The organism is Methanosarcina spelaei, from assembly GCF_002287235.1.
GTDB lineage: Archaea > Halobacteriota > Methanosarcinia > Methanosarcinales > Methanosarcinaceae > Methanosarcina > Methanosarcina spelaei.
Map to the genome: position 1 here is coordinate 1 of NZ_LMVP01000551.1, position 18,455 is coordinate 18,455.

The 18,455-nt window shown below is 38.9% G+C and carries 20 protein-coding genes and 1 pseudogene; 5 read left to right on the forward strand and 16 right to left on the reverse strand.

Annotation, left to right across the window (positions count from 1 at the left end):
* From ASJ81_RS21325 to ASJ81_RS21340, 4 genes and pseudogenes are all read right to left on the reverse strand, one after another.
* Positions 1 to 358: pseudogene (locus tag ASJ81_RS21325) on the reverse strand (ISAzo13 family transposase); the annotation flags it as partial.
* Between the two features lie 94 nt (positions 359 to 452).
* Positions 453 to 959: a GNAT family N-acetyltransferase gene (locus tag ASJ81_RS21330; protein WP_095646124.1), complete on the reverse strand. Its 507-nt coding sequence runs from the start codon at positions 957 to 959 to the stop codon at positions 453 to 455.
* Between the two features lie 69 nt (positions 960 to 1,028).
* Positions 1,029 to 1,934 (reverse strand): acetylglutamate kinase, encoded by a 906-nt coding sequence (gene argB, locus ASJ81_RS21335; RefSeq protein ID WP_095646125.1) that lies wholly within the window; start codon positions 1,932 to 1,934, stop codon positions 1,029 to 1,031.
* A gap of 243 nt (positions 1,935 to 2,177) precedes the next feature.
* On the reverse strand, positions 2,178 to 2,462 hold the full coding sequence (locus ASJ81_RS21340; RefSeq protein ID WP_095646126.1) for a non-histone chromosomal MC1 family protein: 285 nt from the start codon (positions 2,460 to 2,462) through the stop codon (positions 2,178 to 2,180).
* A gap of 403 nt (positions 2,463 to 2,865) precedes the next feature.
* On the opposite strand from ASJ81_RS21340, the gene mptA reads away from it, so the two are divergent.
* Both mptA and ASJ81_RS21355 read left to right on the forward strand, forming a co-directional pair.
* A complete protein-coding gene (gene mptA / locus ASJ81_RS21345; protein ID WP_095646127.1) occupies positions 2,866 to 3,825 on the forward strand; it encodes a GTP cyclohydrolase MptA in 960 nt (319 codons plus the stop codon).
* Positions 3,826 to 4,313: 488 nt separating this feature from the next.
* Complete coding sequence (locus tag ASJ81_RS21355; RefSeq protein ID WP_095646142.1) at positions 4,314 to 4,640, forward strand: DUF2098 domain-containing protein; 327 nt, start codon at positions 4,314 to 4,316, stop codon at positions 4,638 to 4,640.
* Positions 4,641 to 4,776: 136 nt separating this feature from the next.
* Here the strand turns inward: ASJ81_RS21355 and ASJ81_RS21360 are convergent, their stop codons facing one another.
* The 3 genes from ASJ81_RS21360 to ASJ81_RS21370 form a co-directional block, all read right to left on the reverse strand.
* A complete protein-coding gene (locus ASJ81_RS21360; RefSeq protein ID WP_095646129.1) occupies positions 4,777 to 6,210 on the reverse strand; it encodes a methanogenesis marker 14 protein in 1,434 nt (477 codons plus the stop codon).
* A gap of 498 nt (positions 6,211 to 6,708) precedes the next feature.
* Positions 6,709 to 7,173, reverse strand: coding sequence for a VOC family protein (locus tag ASJ81_RS21365; RefSeq protein WP_095646130.1), 465 nt, complete (start codon positions 7,171 to 7,173; stop codon positions 6,709 to 6,711).
* A gap of 359 nt (positions 7,174 to 7,532) precedes the next feature.
* A complete protein-coding gene (locus ASJ81_RS21370) occupies positions 7,533 to 8,852 on the reverse strand; it encodes a cobyrinate a,c-diamide synthase (protein WP_095646143.1) in 1,320 nt (439 codons plus the stop codon).
* Between the two features lie 773 nt (positions 8,853 to 9,625).
* On the opposite strand from ASJ81_RS21370, the gene moaA reads away from it, so the two are divergent.
* Positions 9,626 to 10,624: a GTP 3',8-cyclase MoaA gene (gene moaA, locus ASJ81_RS21375; RefSeq protein ID WP_095646131.1), complete on the forward strand. Its 999-nt coding sequence runs from the start codon at positions 9,626 to 9,628 to the stop codon at positions 10,622 to 10,624.
* 45 nt (positions 10,625 to 10,669) lie between these two features.
* Entirely contained in the window at positions 10,670 to 10,834 is a 165-nt protein-coding gene (locus tag ASJ81_RS23130; protein ID WP_170943447.1) for a hypothetical protein, read from the forward strand.
* A gap of 390 nt (positions 10,835 to 11,224) precedes the next feature.
* On the opposite strand, the gene surE is transcribed toward ASJ81_RS23130, so the two are convergent.
* On the reverse strand, positions 11,225 to 12,028 hold the full coding sequence (surE, locus tag ASJ81_RS21380) for a 5'/3'-nucleotidase SurE (protein ID WP_095646132.1): 804 nt from the start codon (positions 12,026 to 12,028) through the stop codon (positions 11,225 to 11,227).
* Between the two features lie 149 nt (positions 12,029 to 12,177).
* On the opposite strand from surE, the gene ASJ81_RS21385 reads away from it, so the two are divergent.
* Positions 12,178 to 12,768: an acetate uptake transporter gene (locus ASJ81_RS21385; protein ID WP_095646133.1), complete on the forward strand. Its 591-nt coding sequence runs from the start codon at positions 12,178 to 12,180 to the stop codon at positions 12,766 to 12,768.
* Positions 12,769 to 13,092: 324 nt separating this feature from the next.
* Here the strand turns inward: ASJ81_RS21385 and ASJ81_RS21390 are convergent, their stop codons facing one another.
* The 8 genes from ASJ81_RS21390 to ASJ81_RS21425 form a co-directional block, all read right to left on the reverse strand.
* On the reverse strand, positions 13,093 to 13,581 hold the full coding sequence (locus ASJ81_RS21390) for a DUF1269 domain-containing protein (protein ID WP_095646134.1): 489 nt from the start codon (positions 13,579 to 13,581) through the stop codon (positions 13,093 to 13,095).
* Positions 13,582 to 14,660: 1,079 nt separating this feature from the next.
* Complete coding sequence (locus ASJ81_RS21395; protein WP_095646135.1) at positions 14,661 to 14,849, reverse strand: hypothetical protein; 189 nt, start codon at positions 14,847 to 14,849, stop codon at positions 14,661 to 14,663.
* A gap of 541 nt (positions 14,850 to 15,390) precedes the next feature.
* Complete coding sequence (locus ASJ81_RS21400) at positions 15,391 to 15,750, reverse strand: HepT-like ribonuclease domain-containing protein (RefSeq protein ID WP_095646136.1); 360 nt, start codon at positions 15,748 to 15,750, stop codon at positions 15,391 to 15,393.
* Positions 15,747 to 16,067, reverse strand: coding sequence for a nucleotidyltransferase family protein (locus ASJ81_RS21405; RefSeq protein WP_095646137.1), 321 nt, complete (start codon positions 16,065 to 16,067; stop codon positions 15,747 to 15,749). The genes ASJ81_RS21400 and ASJ81_RS21405 overlap by 4 nt, the downstream gene beginning before the upstream one ends.
* Before the next feature lie 93 nt (positions 16,068 to 16,160).
* The gene (locus tag ASJ81_RS21410) at positions 16,161 to 16,352 is read right to left on the reverse strand and encodes a hypothetical protein (protein WP_095646138.1); all 192 of its coding nucleotides are present in this window, start codon (positions 16,350 to 16,352) and stop codon (positions 16,161 to 16,163) included.
* A complete protein-coding gene (locus ASJ81_RS21415) occupies positions 16,340 to 16,651 on the reverse strand; it encodes a nucleotidyltransferase family protein (protein ID WP_095646139.1) in 312 nt (103 codons plus the stop codon). The genes ASJ81_RS21410 and ASJ81_RS21415 overlap by 13 nt, the downstream gene beginning before the upstream one ends.
* A gap of 98 nt (positions 16,652 to 16,749) precedes the next feature.
* A complete protein-coding gene (locus ASJ81_RS21420; RefSeq protein ID WP_095646140.1) occupies positions 16,750 to 17,028 on the reverse strand; it encodes a hypothetical protein in 279 nt (92 codons plus the stop codon).
* Complete coding sequence (locus ASJ81_RS21425) at positions 17,021 to 18,064, reverse strand: hypothetical protein (RefSeq protein WP_095646141.1); 1,044 nt, start codon at positions 18,062 to 18,064, stop codon at positions 17,021 to 17,023. The genes ASJ81_RS21420 and ASJ81_RS21425 overlap by 8 nt, the downstream gene beginning before the upstream one ends.
* Positions 18,065 to 18,455 lie beyond the last annotated feature (391 nt).

An 18,455-nucleotide genomic window follows, 5' to 3' on the forward strand; every position in this document is an offset into this window, starting at 1 on the left:
AGGTCCAACGCAAAGGTGATTCTGGATCACCACTACTTGTTGGTTCAATAAGACTTTCAAGATCAGATATAAGTGTGGGATCTTTATCAACACTCTTTTTGCGACCTCCCCCAGGAGCTCGAATCTTACCATCAGGAATAGATGTTCCACTTGCTCCAATCGTTCCACTTGCTAGTTCTTTACAAGCTTTAGAAATAGTATCACGAGAGATTCCTGTTGCACGAGAAACTATGCTGATTCCACCTTCACCAAGGCTAATAGCCTCAGCACCAGCAAATAGACGTTTCTTTTGTTCATCGAGAAACGGTTTGAGCAATTCATACTTTTCAGAGAGAATTTTCTCAAGTTGGTTACTCATATATATTCAATAGAAGGAACCCATATAAATAAATGCCTGAATTATTTTGTGACAATCACTAAGAACTGCAAAAGACTATTTTTTTATTTAATTTTTATTTGAACTGAGTGGGAATATGGTACCTGGCCATCATGAGAAGGTCGGCATACTTCCCATCCTTAATTATTGCGTACTTCTTCGTCCCCTCGATTTCAAAACCAAAAGACTGGTAAAGACTGATAGCTTTTTCATTGTCTGCAGTAACATCAAGCTCAATTCTTACCAGCATAAGCCAGTTATCTGCAAGGTCGAGAATCTTTTCCATCAAGTTTTTCCCAATACCCTGCCCCTGATATTCAGCCCTTACCATGATCCCAAGAAAAGATGAATGTCTCTGTCTGACGCTCTTTAAAAGATGTATCCCTGCCATTCCGACAACATTTCCTTCGAGTTCGGATACCAGTATATGGTCATCACTACCCATACTCCTCAGGAATCCTTCTGTAAACTCAACAGTTTCTGTAGGAAGGGCAAGGGTGTGTGCCCTAACCTCCTCTTGCCTTCGCATCTCATTGATATCCTGAGCATCACTTAACCTGACAGGCCTGATAAGTAGATTCATGATTACCTCTTAAATTATTTTATTAAAACTAATCAAAAACTAGAAGTAGCTATAAAGCCGCCAGCTCGTTTATAGTCGATCTTTTGGCTTTTCCAAACTGCAAACCATAGTTCCGATTCCCTGATCAGTAAAAAGTTCAAGAAGCATGGAGTGAGAAACACTTCCGTTTATGATATGAGCCCTTTCAACACCATTTTTTACTGCGACTGCTGCACCTTTGAGTTTTGGGATCATACCTCCCTGTATGACTCCTTCAGCGATAAGGTGATCGATTTCGTCCAGAGTTACGCGAGATATGTGGCTATCGGGATCATTTATATTTCTAAGCAGCCCTGAGACATCAGTCATCAGAATCAGCTTTTTAGCATGCAAAGCTGCGGCAATATCACCTGCCACTATATCGGCGTTAATGTTTAGAGCATTGCCTTTAGCATCCACAGCAATAGGAGAAATGACTGGAATATATCCGTTTTCGAGCACGATATGGAGGATATCAGGATTAATTACCTCACACTCCCCGACCCAGCCGATATCAACCTCAGTCTCAATACCGTCAACCACTACCTTCTTTACAGCCTGTTTATGACCAAGGATCATTCTTCCATCGTGACCGTTAAGCCCAATACCTTTTCCTCCGCAAACCCCGATAAGAGATACAATTTTGGTATTGATATTTCCGACAAGCACCATCCTGGCAATCTCCATTGTCTCGTCGTCTGTAATACGTAAGCCCTGGAAAAACTCAGCTTTTTTGCCCATCCGCTCCATTTTTTCCGTAATCTCAGGCCCACCGCCGTGTACAATAACGGGTTTGATTCCCACATAGCGCAGGAGCACAACATCTTTTATAATGTCCTCCATGATTTGGGAGCTTACCATTGCATTTCCGCCTACTTTAATAACCATAATTGAGTTATAGAACTCCTGCATATAAGGCAAGGCTTCAATGAGCACATTCTCTCTTTTTAGTTCCATGATGTAGGAATCAGAAAATCTATTTTTAAACTTATCGTTAAAGGTTCTGATGAGAGCTAGATGATAATATTAAAAATAAGGGCAAGGTTATTAATTTTGAGAAACATTGGAAATAAGCCAGCCCGGATTGTATTAAAATTAAAGATCAGTCCAGGCTAATCCCTTATCTGGATATTAAAGAAAAAGAAAGAACCCTATTTTCAGGGCATGTGAAAGAAATTATGTTTATCAAATTTATTCGATTTATTCGATCTTTTCTATTTTTTCTTTCTTGACAAAAGGTTTGCTGATTTTCTCAGGCATCCAGTCAGGCCTATTTTTAGGGGCTTCGACAAGTTCCTTCCATGCCTTGAAAACGTGCACCTTCTTTGTCCCGCGTTCTCTGAGGCGGATAGTATCCGGATTGGATTTATTCCCGGTGCCCCGGTTTGCAGCTTTTAAGGCAGCCTGCCGAGGCTGTTTTCCTGTGAAAACGCCGTGCTCATTGCCTTCTTCGTCTCGTAAAACAAAATTTCTTGTATTGGACATAAAGGTCACCTCGCAAATGAATTGCTAGACACTGATTACGTTTTAAAGTATATAAAATCTTTCTTCAGGATGTTGCCTGTAGTTATTGGTTTATGCGAAATTGGCTTAAATTTACGAGGAATATATAAACTAAATTTTCCAATAGTGTTGGTAAAATGGGAAATATTTAAATAATTATATCTTGTTAGAAATGCAGTCCACAATATGTTTCAGGAAACAATTCTTGGGCGATTCTGAAACTTAAGTTCTGTTGTAAATTTAGAAAAAACCCTCAAAAAGCACAAACTTTACATGCTATAACTTCTTATGATCATTATATTTTTCCAAGTGGGATAAAATTACATATTTATCATGATTCATTTTACAAAATCAAACACTCATCTTTTCATGGATCTGGTTAATTATGGAACATTGCACTTTCAACCTCCCGGACGTCCAGGCCAGCAGACCTAACATAGCTATAAACCTTACTCGTGTTGGGGTAACAAACGTAAAAAAACTTATTGAAATCAAACGAAAAGACAAACGTCCAGTCGTACTGATTTCTACTTTTGATGTTTTTGTTGACCTACCCTCCGATCGAAAAGGAGCCAATCTTTCACGGAATTTTGAAGCTGTAGATGAGGTACTGGAAAAGATACTTAGCATGCCCGTATACGAAATTGAGCAGCTTTGCAGTGATATCGCACACAACTTGCTTGGCAGGCATGAATACGCCAATCAGGCTGAAGTCCGTATGACAAGCGAATATATGATCAGGCGTGCATCCCCAGCCACCGGGATTAAGTGCCAGGAAGTCGTAAATATCTTTGCTGAAGCATCAGCTGTAAGAGGACAGGCCAATGATGACTATTTTGATGTGAAGAAGCTGATCGGCGCTGAAGTTGTAGGGATGACAGCCTGCCCCTGTGCTCAGGAGATTATGCGAGATAAAGCTGCAAATGAGCTTTCCGAACTTGGAGTCGATGAAGATACGATTATAAAGTTCTTGGAAAAGGTTCCCATGGCTACCCACAACCAGCGAGGAAGAGGAATTATATCAATCAAGGTAGCACATGATTTTGATGTTTCCCTTGAAAGCATTATCAACATTATTGATAGCTCCATGAGTTCCAGCGTATATGAAGTCTTGAAACGTTCAGATGAGAAAGTCGTAGTGGAAACTGCGCATATGAACCCGAAATTTGTAGAAGACTGTGTAAGGACCATGGCAGATAATATAGTAAAAGAGTTCCCGAACCTTCCTGATAATGCAGTAATCACCATCAAACAAACCAATGAAGAAAGTATTCACAGACACAACGCTTATGCTGAAAGAGTTGCCCTGATGGGAGACCTCAGGTCAGAGATTAATCAATATTAAAAATAGAAAGGTACGAAATAAACCAGTTTTAGATTTTTTGAATCCTGGAAGTCTCTGGAAAAAATTATGATACACCGAGGCTTCCAAAAATATAATCCAAAACAATTTCCGACTCTGTTCCAAAATCCAGTGATTTTCGTATTTTTTAATTGAAGACCTGAGTTAGCAAGAAGAGTCCAGTTATCATCAAAATCAATATTCGACATCTAAAGACTTCAATTTTTAAGTTATGTCACAAGGATCATGACTAATTACAAAACCTAGTGATTTTGAACTTTAAATTCATCACTAGGTTTTGGTACTGAGTCCAATTTCCACATAGTTTTTTGATATTATCTTTGTACAAAGTATTATATAGAGTCTCCATACGGGCTAACCCACATAAACTTTATTAGAGGGCCTGGACAACCTATAAGCAATAAAATTACAAGAAGAGACTTTTGCAGGGCCTGAAATCCCAGCGTCCTGGAAGCCTTCGAGGTGAGAGCATGGCTGATGCTGAACTAATCACAGCAGTAGGGCGAAATAAAAAACCCATTAAAGCGGGAGATACCGTCAAATACGTAAACAGTGATACGGTCAGCCGCGTAACTGCAATAAAAAAGGACGAGCAAGGAGAGGTATGGGTTCTGCTCGAAAGTACAGGGCTCTGGTACAGGGAAGAAAACCTGGAGCCAACTGAGCTTAAAACTAAAGAAAAGAAAGAAGAAAGAGAACTCACTGCTGAGGAACTGGAAGAAAGATTCAGAAAAGAAAGGGAAACAATGCAAGCCTTTGACCTCGGGAAAGCCGGTGGTGGAGGAGCAGGAGGTTAATTCCTCTTGCCTCACTTAAAAATCTTCTCTTTTAATATTTCGATTTTTTCCACGTAATAAATATTTTGTAAATTTTCTGTATTTTGAGATTGTTTTTCTGTGTTTTGAGGTGTTATTTTTTCCGTATTTTGAAGTGTTATTTTTCCTGTATTTTTACTCTCTGTGCAAGAATACATTTTCCATTGTGCCTGCCGCCTAGAGGATTTTGCGGCGAGCCAAGAGAATTCATACATCGAGCCATCACGGCTGCTCCTCTGGCAAGTCCGTCATCTACGAAGACTACTCTCTCATCTATTTTCGAAGCAATATTCAACTCTTCCAAACATTTCAGGATTAGTTTAGGTTTGTTCCCTGTAATCCCTGCCCTGCCAGTGATCCCTATAGTTGTATCTTCAAAAACAAGTTTTACTTCTTTTGCAACCCTGATCAACCTGCAAACCACGCCTGCCATAACCTCATCAATGACAGCAAAGACAACCTGAAGTCCGTGTGTCTTACAGATTTCCATACCTATAGCACTAAGCTTGCCCATATCGGAACCGTTTACACCCACGTCGCAACCTATGAGTGTTACGCCTATCTGCTCAGCTGCATCCGGCCTTACAGGCACACTTCCATACCTGGTTCTATCCCTTGGGACTTGTTCTATAACAATAAGCTCATGAATACGCTTTGTATATGCCTCAATCGCTTTAGCCTTCATCTTTAAAGTAAGGAAAGAAGGTGGTTTCTCTTTTTCAAAAACCTCGAGAGCAGTTCCTACTTTTGAGTCCACAATCTTCGAACCCCGGATAATTGCGTCAGGAATTGCCCCGGCATAGCCGCAAAAGTTACCAATTGTTTTTGCATACGGTTGGTCTGAATTTGTGACCCTGCCGTCAAGAGTTGTCCCGAAATCTATTGAGATACAGGGATTCCTGAAATCAACATCTGTAAGTTTGGCCGCTTCCTTAATCCCTGCAGTTGCAAGCTCCCCTTCCATCTCGTTTGCAACGATTTCAACGCCAGTAGAACCTATTGGAGGTAGTACACCAGCTACTGCCCCATCAAAAATTACCTTTTCCAATTTACTGTATTTCTGGAATTTTTTAGAGATATTTGAAATGGACATTGGTGGGGTCATATTCTTTGGGGGAACTCCTGCTATCAGGCAGCCATCTGCCAGAGCTTTAATAAACTCACCAACCTCTTCCGGAGAATCAAAACCTGCAACAACACCAGTAGAACGGACTACAAAGTTCAGGTCGGTTTTTATGTCCAGACTTGCTTTTTCTATTGATTCAGTCAGGGTGCTGCGCACCAGTTCTGCAACGGCTTCACGAGTAAGTTCGACACCCGTAAGTGTCTTCCCGAATACGGCTTCTCCGGGTCTAGGTGGACGGACGTCTCTGGTCATCCGCACTACCTTATTTATAATATGGGTCCTTCCGGTCTCCATACTGGTAGCTGTGAGGATACATTTGGTTGTGGTGTTTCCAACCTCTACTGAAGCTACAATAAAGAAAGGTTTTGACTTAAGGTCAATCAAACGAACATGAGGGGATTCTGTAATTCTGGGTTTTAGAGCCATTTTTTTCCTTCCTAAAAATCTGTGCATAAACTCGATTTAGTGCAAATCATTGTGTGGACTTGATCTGAAAATAATACTGACTTATTTTTGAAGATTATTCAAACCTGATAAAAATCAGTCAGAATAATTTATGTTTTTAATACTTAGAAAGCCAGTATTTTAACTCAGATTAATTGGAAAAAGTATTTACTTCTCTACTTATCTAACATTGCAAAAAGATTAACAGGAACGGATTGTCAAAGTTGATTGTCAAAGTTTAAAGAAAGTATTCATTAAAACCTATAATAACTTTTGCTAAGTACTGTAAATTAGTAATATTATTACATCGGGAGCGTGAAGAATCATGAATACCCCTCTATCAATCCTATTCTACGCTACCAGGAAGTAATCTATATTTCAAAAATAGTTCACTAAAGCTTAAACGAAGTAAGTGATCTGAACAATTCCAGAAATTACTTTCGTAATTTTTAAATGAGTTTTTACTGAGTCTCACCTTATCTATAAACATTGTCTGACAAATTCCTCTGGCATTAAAGTTCGTTTTACTGTTTCTTCAATTGATAATCCTTTACTCAAGAACCTTTTAACTACGCTTTCCATGGGTTCGCCAACCTCAACAATGTGCATATCAGGATCATAGAATCTTATAACCCGCTGTCCCCAGGGCTGCTCTTTTAGCTCGTGCACATACGTAGCGGAGTTCATACCTTTCAGTTTTTGAAGAAAACTGTCTAAATCGTCTTCTTCAAAATACAGTTCAGCATTATTTGATTTTTGAACGATATCGTTTTTGTTTATGCCTATTAAACCTGAAAAGTGTGATTTCAAGTGTATGGCAAAGCCGCCCTCAAATGATACGTTCTCACCGAAATCGCACTGGACCTTTTGATTAAGGACATTTTCGTAAAAACTTCTGGAAGCCTCTATATCATTAACAACAATAAGTGGGCATATAAATCTCATTTTATTTCTCCTTTTGTAATTTCGACGCTTATTAATTACTTCAGCGATTATTAATCATAGCCTAACAGGCTGAAAGTATTTTTCTCGTAAAGAATCAAGTAAAATTTCCAGAGGAAATTAAACTCCCAAATGAAGAAAATAAAATATTATTGCGAAGTTAAATAGGCAATACTATTTCAGGTTAAAAACTTTAATTCTCAACAAAACACTTTAGTAAAAAGTATGGAAATCAAAAGTTGCTCGCAAAGCAAGCAACTATACTGGTCCTGTACCAAGAAATGATCTTAAAGAGATAATTATCTCAAAATAGGCATGTTCTAATAGGCTGAATAGTTAGGCTGAATAGTTACAAAAATTATTTACTTTCTTCGATATTTCCTGCATTTTTCCACAAATTTGTCTACAGGGAAAGTAACAGGATGAGAATGCATATAACCTGCCAGGGTGTTGTGTTCGATGAGGCCGTCAAAACCGTCCTGTATACCTTTTCCACGCAGCATCTCATATGCGAATTTTGCATCGCGATCACATTCCGTGAGAGAGTAGTGGAATTCGTGGCCTCTTATGTTGTGAGAAGAGAAGTTTTTGTCCAGAGGGCGAGCTTCAGTATATCCGAGGGCTTTAAGCCGGTTTGTCATATGTGTGTTTGCCGGCACAACATCTGCGAGTTTATACGTCCTGTTATCTATCTCATATGTCCCGCAGAGGTAAAGAAGACCCCCACACTCTGCATAGATAGGCAAACCGTCAGCTGCAAGGCCCTTAAGTTTTCGGGTCGTTTCTGACTTTTCAAGGGTTTCTGCGTAAAGTTCAGGGTAGCCGCCTCCAAGGTAAATTCCGTCCACATCCGGAAGCTCTCCTGCCATAGGGCTGAAAAATTCTACTTCAGCTCCATAATCCTTAAAGGCATCGAACATATCCTGGTAATAAAAACAAAAAGCCGGGTCCCTGGCAACCCCTATCCTGAGATCCGCTTCTGGTCTCTGGGTATTTATGATTTCCGGAACTGAAATGGACTCGGCAAGTTCGAGCACTGCGTCAAGGTTAACGTTTTCCTCAATAAAAGCCGCCATTTCCTCAGTATTATAATCCTTTTCATGGGCCATGTAAAGCCCTAGATGTCTGGAGGGGACCTCGATATCTTTTCTTCTTGGAATCATACCTACCATAGGAATGTCACCCGGAAGTGAATTTTTTACGAGTTCCGCATGCCTTGGGCTGCCTACCTGATTCAGGATAACGCCTGCAACCCTTACTTCAGGATCGAACTCGGAATACCCCTTAAGGAGGGCAGCTGTGCTTCTGGACATACCATGTACATTGATTACCAGAATAACCGGGAGATTAAGGATTTTTGCAACATGGGCGGAACTTGCAATTTCTGTAGAATCGATTCCGTCAAAGAGTCCCATAACTCCTTCTACTACCACAATATCCGCATCTGCAGCAGTCCGAGCTACAGTCTGCCCGACTCCGTCAGTGCCCATTATGTATGTGTCCAGGTTCCTTGAGGGGCGCCCGCAAATTGCAGTGTGATGAGAAGGATCGATATAGTCAGGCCCTACTTTGTAAGGCTGAACCTTTAGCTGCCTGTGTTTAAGGGCAGCCATGATACCCATGGAGACTGTCGTTTTTCCGACCCCACTATGGGTTCCTGCAATAAGTATTCCTTTTGTCATCTGCTGGATATTGTTGCCGTTAAAATATATTAAAGCTATTAATCCATCTGCTTTAAGCACTTTGTATGTGTTTTCAGGAAAAATGAGTCAAAAGAAAAAGTCAAAAAGTCCAGATGAGTATGTTAATTCACACTGAAAGATTATTTTTTAGATAATCCGGAAATCCTGATATTGGCATCCGTGCACATAATCTTAAGTTAAGGGTTATATACTCTAAGGCAAGAACAGTTTGATTCCGGAAAATGTAGATAAAAGAGGCTTCGACCTTTTTGAGTTGAATAAGTTATAAGTTGAATAAATTATAAATGAATAAGTTATAAGTTGAATAAATTATAAATGAATAAGTTATAAGTTGAATAAGATATAGATAATTATAGTATTCATTTATATAGTTAAAATTAAATAATTAGTTCCAGTTTTTGGTTCCAGATTCAATAATCATATACCCGTATAGTATATTCAATTCATATCACCTTAAACATCCAGCTTGTATCAGTATACTTATTCAGTCAATATCAGTATCTTTATTCAATTGAACCAGTAAGACATTCCGGACCCTTTCTCAGATGCAAATTTATTTGAAATCACGTACTATAGACAGACCCGTTTATAGATGATTTCATAGTTAGTTTTATAGATCTTCACAAAGATCGTCTCACAGATAGTTTCTGAGATGAGATTTTTGTCCTGAAAATGATGAAAAATAACCATGTCCGAGTAGTAATTGATAAAGAATTGCATGCCGAATATTAAATAGGGGATTTTAACCAGCCATGAAGCAGAAAAATCCAGAAAAAGCTCCTGAAACTGCAGAAGAAAACTCAAAGAAAATTCTTGAAGATTCTTATGGACGAAGGGTGACAGGACTCAGGATATCAATAACTGATAGGTGCAACCTTTCATGCATGTACTGCCATAACGAAGGTGCAGACTGCTGTGCTCGCGGCCCGGTGGGAAATGAAATGAAACCCGAGTTAATCTGTGGAATTGTCAGAGAAGCTGCAAAGTTCGGGGTCAATAAAATAAAATTCTCAGGGGGAGAACCGCTTTTTCGAAAGGATTTTGAAGAAATCCTTTCCTGCCTTCCTCCGTTAAAAGAAGTTTCTGCGACCACTAATGGCATCCTGCTTGAAAAACGCGCAAGAACCCTTAAAGCTGCCGGCCTTGATAGGGTAAATGTAAGCCTGGATTCTCTTGTTCCTGAAAAATACGAAAGGATTACCGGAGCTTCCCCTGGCTCACTTGAGAAGGTTATCAGAGGAATTGACAGCGCAGTTGAAGCTGGGCTGACTCCTGTGAAGCTGAATATGGTACTCCTTAAAGGCATAAACGATGACGAGATTGATTCTATGATGGAATTTGTCCGGCCTTATAAAGGAATGGTTATCCTGCAACTCATCGAGCTTATGGACATTGATCCCAGGCTTTCGAAGTATATGATTAATTCGAAAGCTCTTGAAAAAAGTCTGGCTGAGAGGGCAAGTGAAGTTAAGGTAAGGCACTTGCATCATCGAAGAAAGTACATTATCGACGGTGTAGAGGTTGAATTCGTTCGGCCCATGGACAACTCGGAGTTTTGTGCCTACTGCAGCAGGCTCAGGGTTACAGCAGACGGGAAGTTCAAGCCCTGCTTGCTGGTAAATGACAACCTTGTGGATGTCATGGGAGCAAAAAACTCTGAAGAGATAGAAAAGCTGCTTAAGCTTGCAGTAAGCCGGAGGAAACCGTATTGCATGCCTGTCAGTACTCTTGAACAAGAGGAAAAGGCTTAAAGAGAAAAAACAACTCAGAAATGAATATAATAACGTGGAGGAAAAATGAAGATTGAACTTTTAGTAGATGAGAGAAAAATCCAGATGAATGATTTTGTCCAGAAAATCATAGTAAATGTAATTAAAGCAATGGTGGAAACATTACATACTATCGACAGCGAATGGAAGGAAATTTCCATTCATATCGAAAAAGATAAACTGAAAGAATAAAAAGGACTTCTCTGGACAAAAGTGAGTCAATATCTCTCAGAAACCAAAATTTCCTCTTTTCCTTTTTCATTTCGGGTAAATTTTGAATCTTCTATTATTTTGTAGTTCAGATTAATTTTTGGAACCTTCAGCCATTTGAGGTTCCGAGTAAATCTCCAAATAAGAGTGACACAACTAGAAACACCTGCATTGGTCATCGGTTAAGGAAAAATCGTTATCAATTGCATTGATTTTCATAAAATTTGTTAAATTATTCATCAAATGCAAAACTGGAATCTGATATCGATTTCAATTTAAACACTAAACATTTGGGTTTGAGTTTTTCCGTCGAAATCGAGATCAGCAGCTCAAAATCCTTAACCGAATACAAATGGAAACACCTGTAGATGTTTAGAGATATCTTTCGATTTCTGAGAAATCTATCCTGGCAGTTGAATCCAGGGAAATAGGAGTTATTGAGACGTGTCCTTTCTGCATAATGGCGTGCACGTCAGTTCCTTCTTCTTCCTCCCGGATAAGGTCGCCTGCAATCCAGTAATAGGACCTGCCTCTTGGGTCACGCCTTTCCTCGACATCCGTTTTAAAGATTTTTCTTGCAAGGCGGGTTATCTCTAAAGGAGTATCCTCTTCAGCGTGATAGGGAATGTTTATGTTAAGAAGATCTACGTTTTCAGGCATACCATACTTCAGGATATTTCGAGCAACTCTGTTTACTACTTTTATACCAACTTCAAAACGCTCTCTATGGTAGTTCCTGGGGTCATCGAATTTCTGTCCTTCATCAAGCACCTGCATGGAAGCGGCAATTGCAGGCACTCCGTAGCTTGCAGCTTCAAGCGCTCCTCCTATTGTCCCTGAGGTAGTGATAGTATCCGTGCTGATATTCTCTCCAATGTTAAAGCCGGAAAGCACCAGGTCAGGCAGCTCCTTGAGGATCGTGAAGATGCCCAGAATTACAGCATCCGTAGGAGTTCCTCCCACAGAGTAAGCAGGTATACCTCCTGAATTAGTTTTCGTGATTCGAAGGGGTTCAAAGATAGAGATCGAACGCCCGACTCCGCTCTGCTGGACAGCAGGAGCCGAAATTGTAACTTCCCCAAGGTCCGAAACGCTGTCAAAAGCGGCTTTCAGACCTGTGGAGTATACACCATCATCATTGGTAACAAGAATTTTTGGAGCCATGAGTTTTCCCATAAGTTGCCGGATAATTTAAAATTAATGGAAAGGCCGCATGGAATAAAATCCAGAAGAAATAATTCGATTCAAACATTAATATAATAATAAAAACAATATATAGGAAGCAATATAATTTACGATAAAAATCTATTCGGGGAGTGGTATTAATGGCGGAAACACAGGAAATAGCAACAGATGTGCATGTAATGGACAGGACCGCAAACCCTACACCGCTTGGATTTACTGGCCTCGGCCTGTCAGCCGTTCTACTGAGCCTGAGCTATATAGGTATTTACCCTGTAGACTCAATGATCGTTTCCATGGCAATGTTCCTCGGGGGTTTTGCTGAGGTCTTTGCTGGCATCATGGCCTGGAAAAAAGGGAGCGTTTTTGGAGGCACGGCATTTTGTGCGTTCGGGCTTTTCTGGTTTTCTCTTGCAAGCCTTCTTCTACTGCCGGCAGCGGGACTTATCGAAGCCCCAACTCCAATATCCATTGCAGCATACCTTTTCATCTGGGGAGTGTATACCTTCGTACTGTTAATAGCAACTCTGAAGCTAGGCAGCAAAGCGATAATGTTCATATTCGTGACCCTTTTCTTGTTGTTCATGTTACTGGCTATCGTAAATGCTACGGAAAACGCAGGCCTGCTCGTCATAGCTGGCTATGTAGGCCTTATTGTAGGCTTTGCAGCCCTGTACACTGCCCTTGCGATAGTACTGAATGACGCATACGGAAGGACGGTCGCTCCAGTATGAAGAAAGAGTAAAGAAATAAACGAACACTTAAACAAAAACTTAAACGAAAACTTAACAGAAAAATGAACTATGGGAATTTACCGATAAACCCTGATAAGACAAGTATATTCGGATTATTTGCTCAAGTTTAAAAGATGATATTTTATTTGTAACTTTAGCAACTAATTCACATAGAAATTTATTAACAGAGAAATCATTAATAATATTAAAAATTTTATTTTAGACTGCCTGTATTAGTTGCATAGTATTAGTTGCATAGTATTAGTTGCATAGTATTAGTTGCATAGTATTAGTTGCATAGTATTAGTTGCATATAATTTTCAATTATTCTCCAGCACCAAAGGCAGCTTTAAATTTATGTTCTTCTTCTTTGGAAAGGGAAGTACGCACTACCTTCGGATTAAACATAGTCAGCTCATCAAGGACCTTGTCCTCAGTCCACTTTGAAATCAACAAGAAGAGAGCAGATCCTCCTGGCTCGATGGTTTCAGCAACTTCATGGATGAAGTCGTCGTTTATTCCGTAATCGGTCAATTTCCCTGCAATTGCACCTGTGATGGCACCAACTGCCATTCCGAGCCAGGGCATCCAGAAAAGCAGTCCTATTAGCATACCCCAGAAAGCTCCACCTACCGTACCTGTACCTACAAGGTCTACAGCCTGCTTAACCTTGACCTTGCCATCATGATTGCGAACAACGATTGCGGCATCATCGAGGGTGATTAATTGCTCTTTTTTAAGCCGGTTAATGGCTTCATCCATTTCAGATGCACCTTTCTCGTTCGGAAATGCAAAAACTATTAGCTCACTCATAATTCAGGAATCTCCTTTTAATTATTAGCTTATACAAAAAACATGAGCTTGATAGCCTTAGTTTAAGAGTAGTAAATTGTCATTCTTAGATCCAACAGAAAACAACTTATCAGAAGAAACAAAAAGCCTCGATAGTGTTCTATGAAGTTTTTATCTATTAACGATAACATAAACTCAGAGCTAAGGACTTTGCTATTTCTACTTACAACCCTGGATAACCTTCGGTTCACTAACCCATATCCCTCCTTCTGAAAACGGTTTCCCTGTTTGGCTATCACAGAAGTTACAGTATAATAATTGCAGTATATTATATATGTTTTACGTACTTAATAAATAATCTTGGAGAATGTTAAAAATAAGATGGCAAAAAGAAAGAAAAAAGCCATAAGAGAAGAGTTAGTTTAGGGATTATAATCTGGCATTTACCAAGCCTCTTTTTTATTGAGGAGATTTCCCTTTAAAATCTTTTATATAGAGAGTTATTAGTCTTTGTTACTCTTCAAACCAAGTTATTGGTTTAGAGAAGTGTTACTAGTCCAGAGATGATATTTTAAAAAGTTTTTATGACTTGATAGGTTCTTTATGACTTGATAGGTTCTTTATGATTTGATAGGTTCTTTATGACTTGATAGTAGTTCTAGAAGTTCTTTGAGACCTGAAAGAAATTCTCTGAGACCTGAAAGAAATTCTTTAACCAGATGACATTTGAAACCGGTGAGATATCAAATCAGGGCACTGAGTAAGTCATCTGGTGTTTGAATATAGCTAGAGGACCAGATAATTAGTACCAATCCTCCTTCTTTCAGAATAGGCATGTGCAATTAACAAGCAAAGCCTAATAGCCCAAACTTGAAAAGCGATGTGCTTTTGCGGTTCGGGCTTTATGTTTGAGATTTCTTGTTGATTTGCATGAGTTCCGATCATGCTAGGCAATGGCAATCTTCCTCTTAATTTTAGATAATCACTGCCACCTCCCCACCGGGAGTTCCCCAACTTTGACCCGGAAACCGTTTTTCTGGTGGCAAGCAGTTTTTCGTATCCGAAAGGAATTAGCCTACCTGTGAAACTGAGTTAATATATCAAACTCCGAACACGGTTTTCATGGTGTACACATAGAGGTGATGAACACCTATGGCAAACATCATCACTCTTACGGCCAGAAATTCCAGATTATAGAGCCAGTGAGTTGTTTCTATAAGCTTTTCCGAATGTAAAACTCTTTTTTCCTTTACGGATCTTACGATTTCTTTTAAACTCTTTGATAGCATTTTGTTAAACCCCACTCATAATGTATCTATCTGATATTGTCAAAGCATTCCTGTTAGAAAATGCTCTGAACACGTACCCTATAAAATCCAACGAGATCTCAAACAGGCACTTTATGTTCAAAAGTACCCTGCATAGCATACACTATCCGACGTGATCTCAAAGAGGCATCTTCATATCGAAAATGCATTATTTACCCCACCGACTCTAGCTTTAGAAGCTTGTGATATTAAAAGTTGTTGACCCTGTATGAGAGAATTTTATATGGTCACGTAAATAATATTCAGACGCCATGATTAACATTTGAGTCAATGGAACTGAGATAAAGCCTGAGCATTGATTACGAGAAGGGTTAAATCATAAATTCAAACCGGATTATTTAAGCCGAAGTTCGGAAAAGGAAGGCAATGTAAATTGTTCTTCAGTTAATTTCCTGTGCCCTACAAAACGAGATAGAGCGAAAAGAACTTTATCAGACAAAAGAAAAGGAGTAGGCGATAGTTTTCCGGAATCAAAAATCAAAAACGAGGATTAGCAAAGAAATCAGGATATTGAACTTTCCAAGTCTTTAAGAATCTCAGAAATCTGATCTTTCAAAGGAGGTAAATTGCTATTAACCGTCCTCCATACAACATTGAGATCCACACCAAAGTAGGAATGTATTAGCTTGTCACGTGTTCTTGCCATCTCTTTCCAGGGGACGGAAGGATAATTTGTTTTTATTTCAGGGGAAACGTTTTTTGCAGCTTCCCCTATGATTTCCAGAGCCCTAACCACAGCAAAAACTCTCATATCATCTTCTATAAATTCCTCAAAAGAGATATCTCGGGTGAAATTTTCTATTTTCTCTATGGCATCAATGATATCTGATAAATAATCTCGAAATTCTGTTTTTTCATTCATACTGCTACAACTTCCTCAAGGATATGTTTCCCAATAGCAGATTTCAGGGCAGATTTCATCACAAGATCCACTTTCACACCAAGAATTTCACTGAGGTAATCTTCAAGTTGAATGTACTCAAAAAAACCGGGAGCTTCATCAAACTCAACCAGAATATCAAGGTCACTCTCAGGCCTTTGTTCCCCGCGAATATAAGAACCAAAAATCCCGAGATAACTAACTTTATATTTCCTGGAAATTTCCGGCAGATGATGATGCAAAATAGCCCTGAATCGAACAGCATCTCTGGAGGAGGCAATAGAACTGTCTTCTGCCATAATAAGTACTCGACTTCAATCTTTAAATATTTGTCTTGAACCAGGATAAGGTGTAAAAGATCAAAAAATTAAAAAATCGGGCAGCAATAATAGTCATCTCAAACCTGTATTTTCCCGCGCCCGACGCGACTGGAACATAAAAGCTCTGATGAAAGTCTCAGAAGTATATTCAAACCTCTGAATAGCAGCATCCCGAACTATTACTGAATAAGGCTCTTCTGTGATTGCTTTTAAAGTTTTGAGTGCTTTTTCAGTAGTTTCGATCCTGAGTTTTAATGTTTCCATACAACCCCTTCTCGAAGCGCTTTTTCTATAAAAACCTTCGAAACCCTGGAAAGGTCCACAATATTAACTGTATAGGGAATATTAAGGTCCTCAGTTCTTTCTTTTAAGAAAATCAATTTTCTCCGATCAAAATTTTTCCCGGGAAGGATCCCAACATCTATATCCGACACTTGAATAAAATTTCCCCTTGCCCTGGAACCAAAGAGTATGACAGTAACATTTTCGTCTTTTAAAGTTTCAAAAACAAGGGATTTCAAATCCTGAATGCTTTTTTGATAGATCGGAGAGAGACTGCTCATCTAGTATTCATGAAGGGTTTTCAATGCTTGAATGTAATGTTAACAACTGTGGAAAAATTAGAAAAATACTGAAAACGACAAAAAAGACTAAAAGAGGATCAAATATTTCCGTTTTTGGAATAGATCTTATTTAATTCTTCTTTAGATAAAGGACATTGAATCAGGTCATCAAACTGTTGATGTGATAACTTAAGTTGATTTCTCATTTTGCTTAATAGCTTGTCACCGTATTCATCTTTTCCGTGGCTTATAAAAGTATGAATTCCTGTTTTTGTTCCATCGACATAATACGTGTAAAATTTGTGATGAGAATTTTGAAGCTGAAACCCCTTTTTAGATAAAGAAGACTCAATGTCTTTTACTTTATATTTAGACATTTTGAGCACCTACAATTGAAATTAACATCTCCCTCAGATCTTTGCCGCTTGGTGCCAACTCTTCCTCATCGACAAGTACATATTCTTGCCACAGAACGTTAAGCTGTCCTCTGAGTTCCTCAATCAAAAGCTTCATTTTTGGTTGAACAGCTAGAAGCCCCAGGTCATCGTTTGAAGCTATATAACAATCATCCTCAAATTCAATGTCAATTGGAACTTCTTCCTTCAATTTCACTTCAATCTCATTTCTTTTAATTGAAGTAAGATAATATTGTGGATTTCTTTCAATAGATGCTTCACTGTCAATACTTAAAACAAACTTGCCTTTAAAAGGCTTCATTACACCACGTATGGTAACAATGCTTCCAATAGTATCTTTGATATCATCTTCGATATCCGCAGTGAAATTACAATCAATTGGCCCTTCTGGAGTGTCGATTTGAATTCTTCTGTTTTTGTCGACCCTCAGTTCATAAACTCTTCCAAAAACTTCTTTTTCATATTCTTCAACAGGTTTGTGCAACATGGATTGTATTACTTCTTTTTGTTCTGGATTTAGTTTTTCTTCAACTTTCCCTGAAAAACCGAAAGTTAGACTTCTTTTCGACTGCGGGTCAGGCCACACTAAATAGAACTCTTTCAAAACTTTGTTTAACCTGTGAGGGTCTTTAATTATTTCCCCCAATTCTTCTTTTGAAACATCTGTGTGGGAAAGAGCTTCAATTAACTCGTTTGTTGCACAAATTGCCCTCTCACCTAATGTTCCCAATTCTGTTATACCAACTTGAGAGTCGCCTATTTGCATTTCGGCGTGAACACTACCCATCTCTATATTCGTTACAAAAAGGGTACATGAATCTTTGATAACCTGCGGAAAATCACCTTTCGGACGGCTTGGATTTCCATAAAAATAGTCACCCAGATGGAAAATAATGTTTTGGATATGTTGGATAGTGCCCACCATTTCGATTGCAGGTATTTTTTCTTCTCCGTTGATTGAAAATGATAATTTCCGTTCCTCGAAAGCCTTGACCATGCAACCTACCTCATAATCCTGGATTTTAAAGGCATATATTAGTTTTTTGATATAAGGGCTTTATGTAAAAATCAAGTGTGGAAGTGGCAACTTACTGGTAAGTCCTTCATAGACAAAGAGGTAGTTTTTCATGGGCTTTGAGAAAAATTTCTACGCTGTAATTGAGGAGGAAGGTTCAGAGAAGACTTCGTAAAAGAAGGTTAGAGATATGTCTTTTATAAGCCATCACCCAAATAATATTTCACTGAAAAATATTTAGACTATTTCATCAAGCTCAATCACTATAGGAGTCAGAGCAGTGTACCAAATTTTCGTATCCTCTTCAAATTTAAGGGATTTTCAACCGCATAAAAAATATAATAGTTTTTCCATTTTCCCTTATCATATTTTG

Coding starts and splice junctions, on each gene's coding strand:
- ASJ81_RS23130 (WP_170943447.1), top strand. CDS start 10,670: ATGAAGATTGAACTTTTAGTAGATGAGAGAAAAATCCAGATGAATGAT.
- ASJ81_RS21360 (WP_095646129.1), bottom strand. CDS start 6,210: ATGGCTCTAAAACCCAGAATTACAGAATCCCCTCATGTTCGTTTGATT.
- ASJ81_RS21420 (WP_095646140.1), bottom strand. CDS start 17,028: ATGTCTAAATATAAAGTAAAAGACATTGAGTCTTCTTTATCTAAAAAG.
- ASJ81_RS21400 (WP_095646136.1), bottom strand. CDS start 15,750: ATGAATGAAAAAACAGAATTTCGAGATTATTTATCAGATATCATTGAT.
- surE (WP_095646132.1), bottom strand. CDS start 12,028: ATGGGAAAACTCATGGCTCCAAAAATTCTTGTTACCAATGATGATGGT.
- argB (WP_095646125.1), bottom strand. CDS start 1,934: ATGGAACTAAAAAGAGAGAATGTGCTCATTGAAGCCTTGCCTTATATG.
- ASJ81_RS21385 (WP_095646133.1), top strand. CDS start 12,178: ATGGCGGAAACACAGGAAATAGCAACAGATGTGCATGTAATGGACAGG.
- ASJ81_RS21410 (WP_095646138.1), bottom strand. CDS start 16,352: ATGGAAACATTAAAACTCAGGATCGAAACTACTGAAAAAGCACTCAAA.
- mptA (WP_095646127.1), top strand. CDS start 2,866: ATGGAACATTGCACTTTCAACCTCCCGGACGTCCAGGCCAGCAGACCT.
- ASJ81_RS21330 (WP_095646124.1), bottom strand. CDS start 959: ATGAATCTACTTATCAGGCCTGTCAGGTTAAGTGATGCTCAGGATATC.
- ASJ81_RS21395 (WP_095646135.1), bottom strand. CDS start 14,849: ATGCTATCAAAGAGTTTAAAAGAAATCGTAAGATCCGTAAAGGAAAAA.
- ASJ81_RS21425 (WP_095646141.1), bottom strand. CDS start 18,064: ATGGTCAAGGCTTTCGAGGAACGGAAATTATCATTTTCAATCAACGGA.
- ASJ81_RS21405 (WP_095646137.1), bottom strand. CDS start 16,067: ATGGCAGAAGACAGTTCTATTGCCTCCTCCAGAGATGCTGTTCGATTC.
- ASJ81_RS21355 (WP_095646142.1), top strand. CDS start 4,314: ATGGCTGATGCTGAACTAATCACAGCAGTAGGGCGAAATAAAAAACCC.
- moaA (WP_095646131.1), top strand. CDS start 9,626: ATGAAGCAGAAAAATCCAGAAAAAGCTCCTGAAACTGCAGAAGAAAAC.
- ASJ81_RS21390 (WP_095646134.1), bottom strand. CDS start 13,581: ATGAGTGAGCTAATAGTTTTTGCATTTCCGAACGAGAAAGGTGCATCT.
- ASJ81_RS21415 (WP_095646139.1), bottom strand. CDS start 16,651: ATGAGCAGTCTCTCTCCGATCTATCAAAAAAGCATTCAGGATTTGAAA.
- ASJ81_RS21370 (WP_095646143.1), bottom strand. CDS start 8,852: ATGACAAAAGGAATACTTATTGCAGGAACCCATAGTGGGGTCGGAAAA.
- ASJ81_RS21340 (WP_095646126.1), bottom strand. CDS start 2,462: ATGTCCAATACAAGAAATTTTGTTTTACGAGACGAAGAAGGCAATGAG.
- ASJ81_RS21365 (WP_095646130.1), bottom strand. CDS start 7,173: ATGAGATTTATATGCCCACTTATTGTTGTTAATGATATAGAGGCTTCC.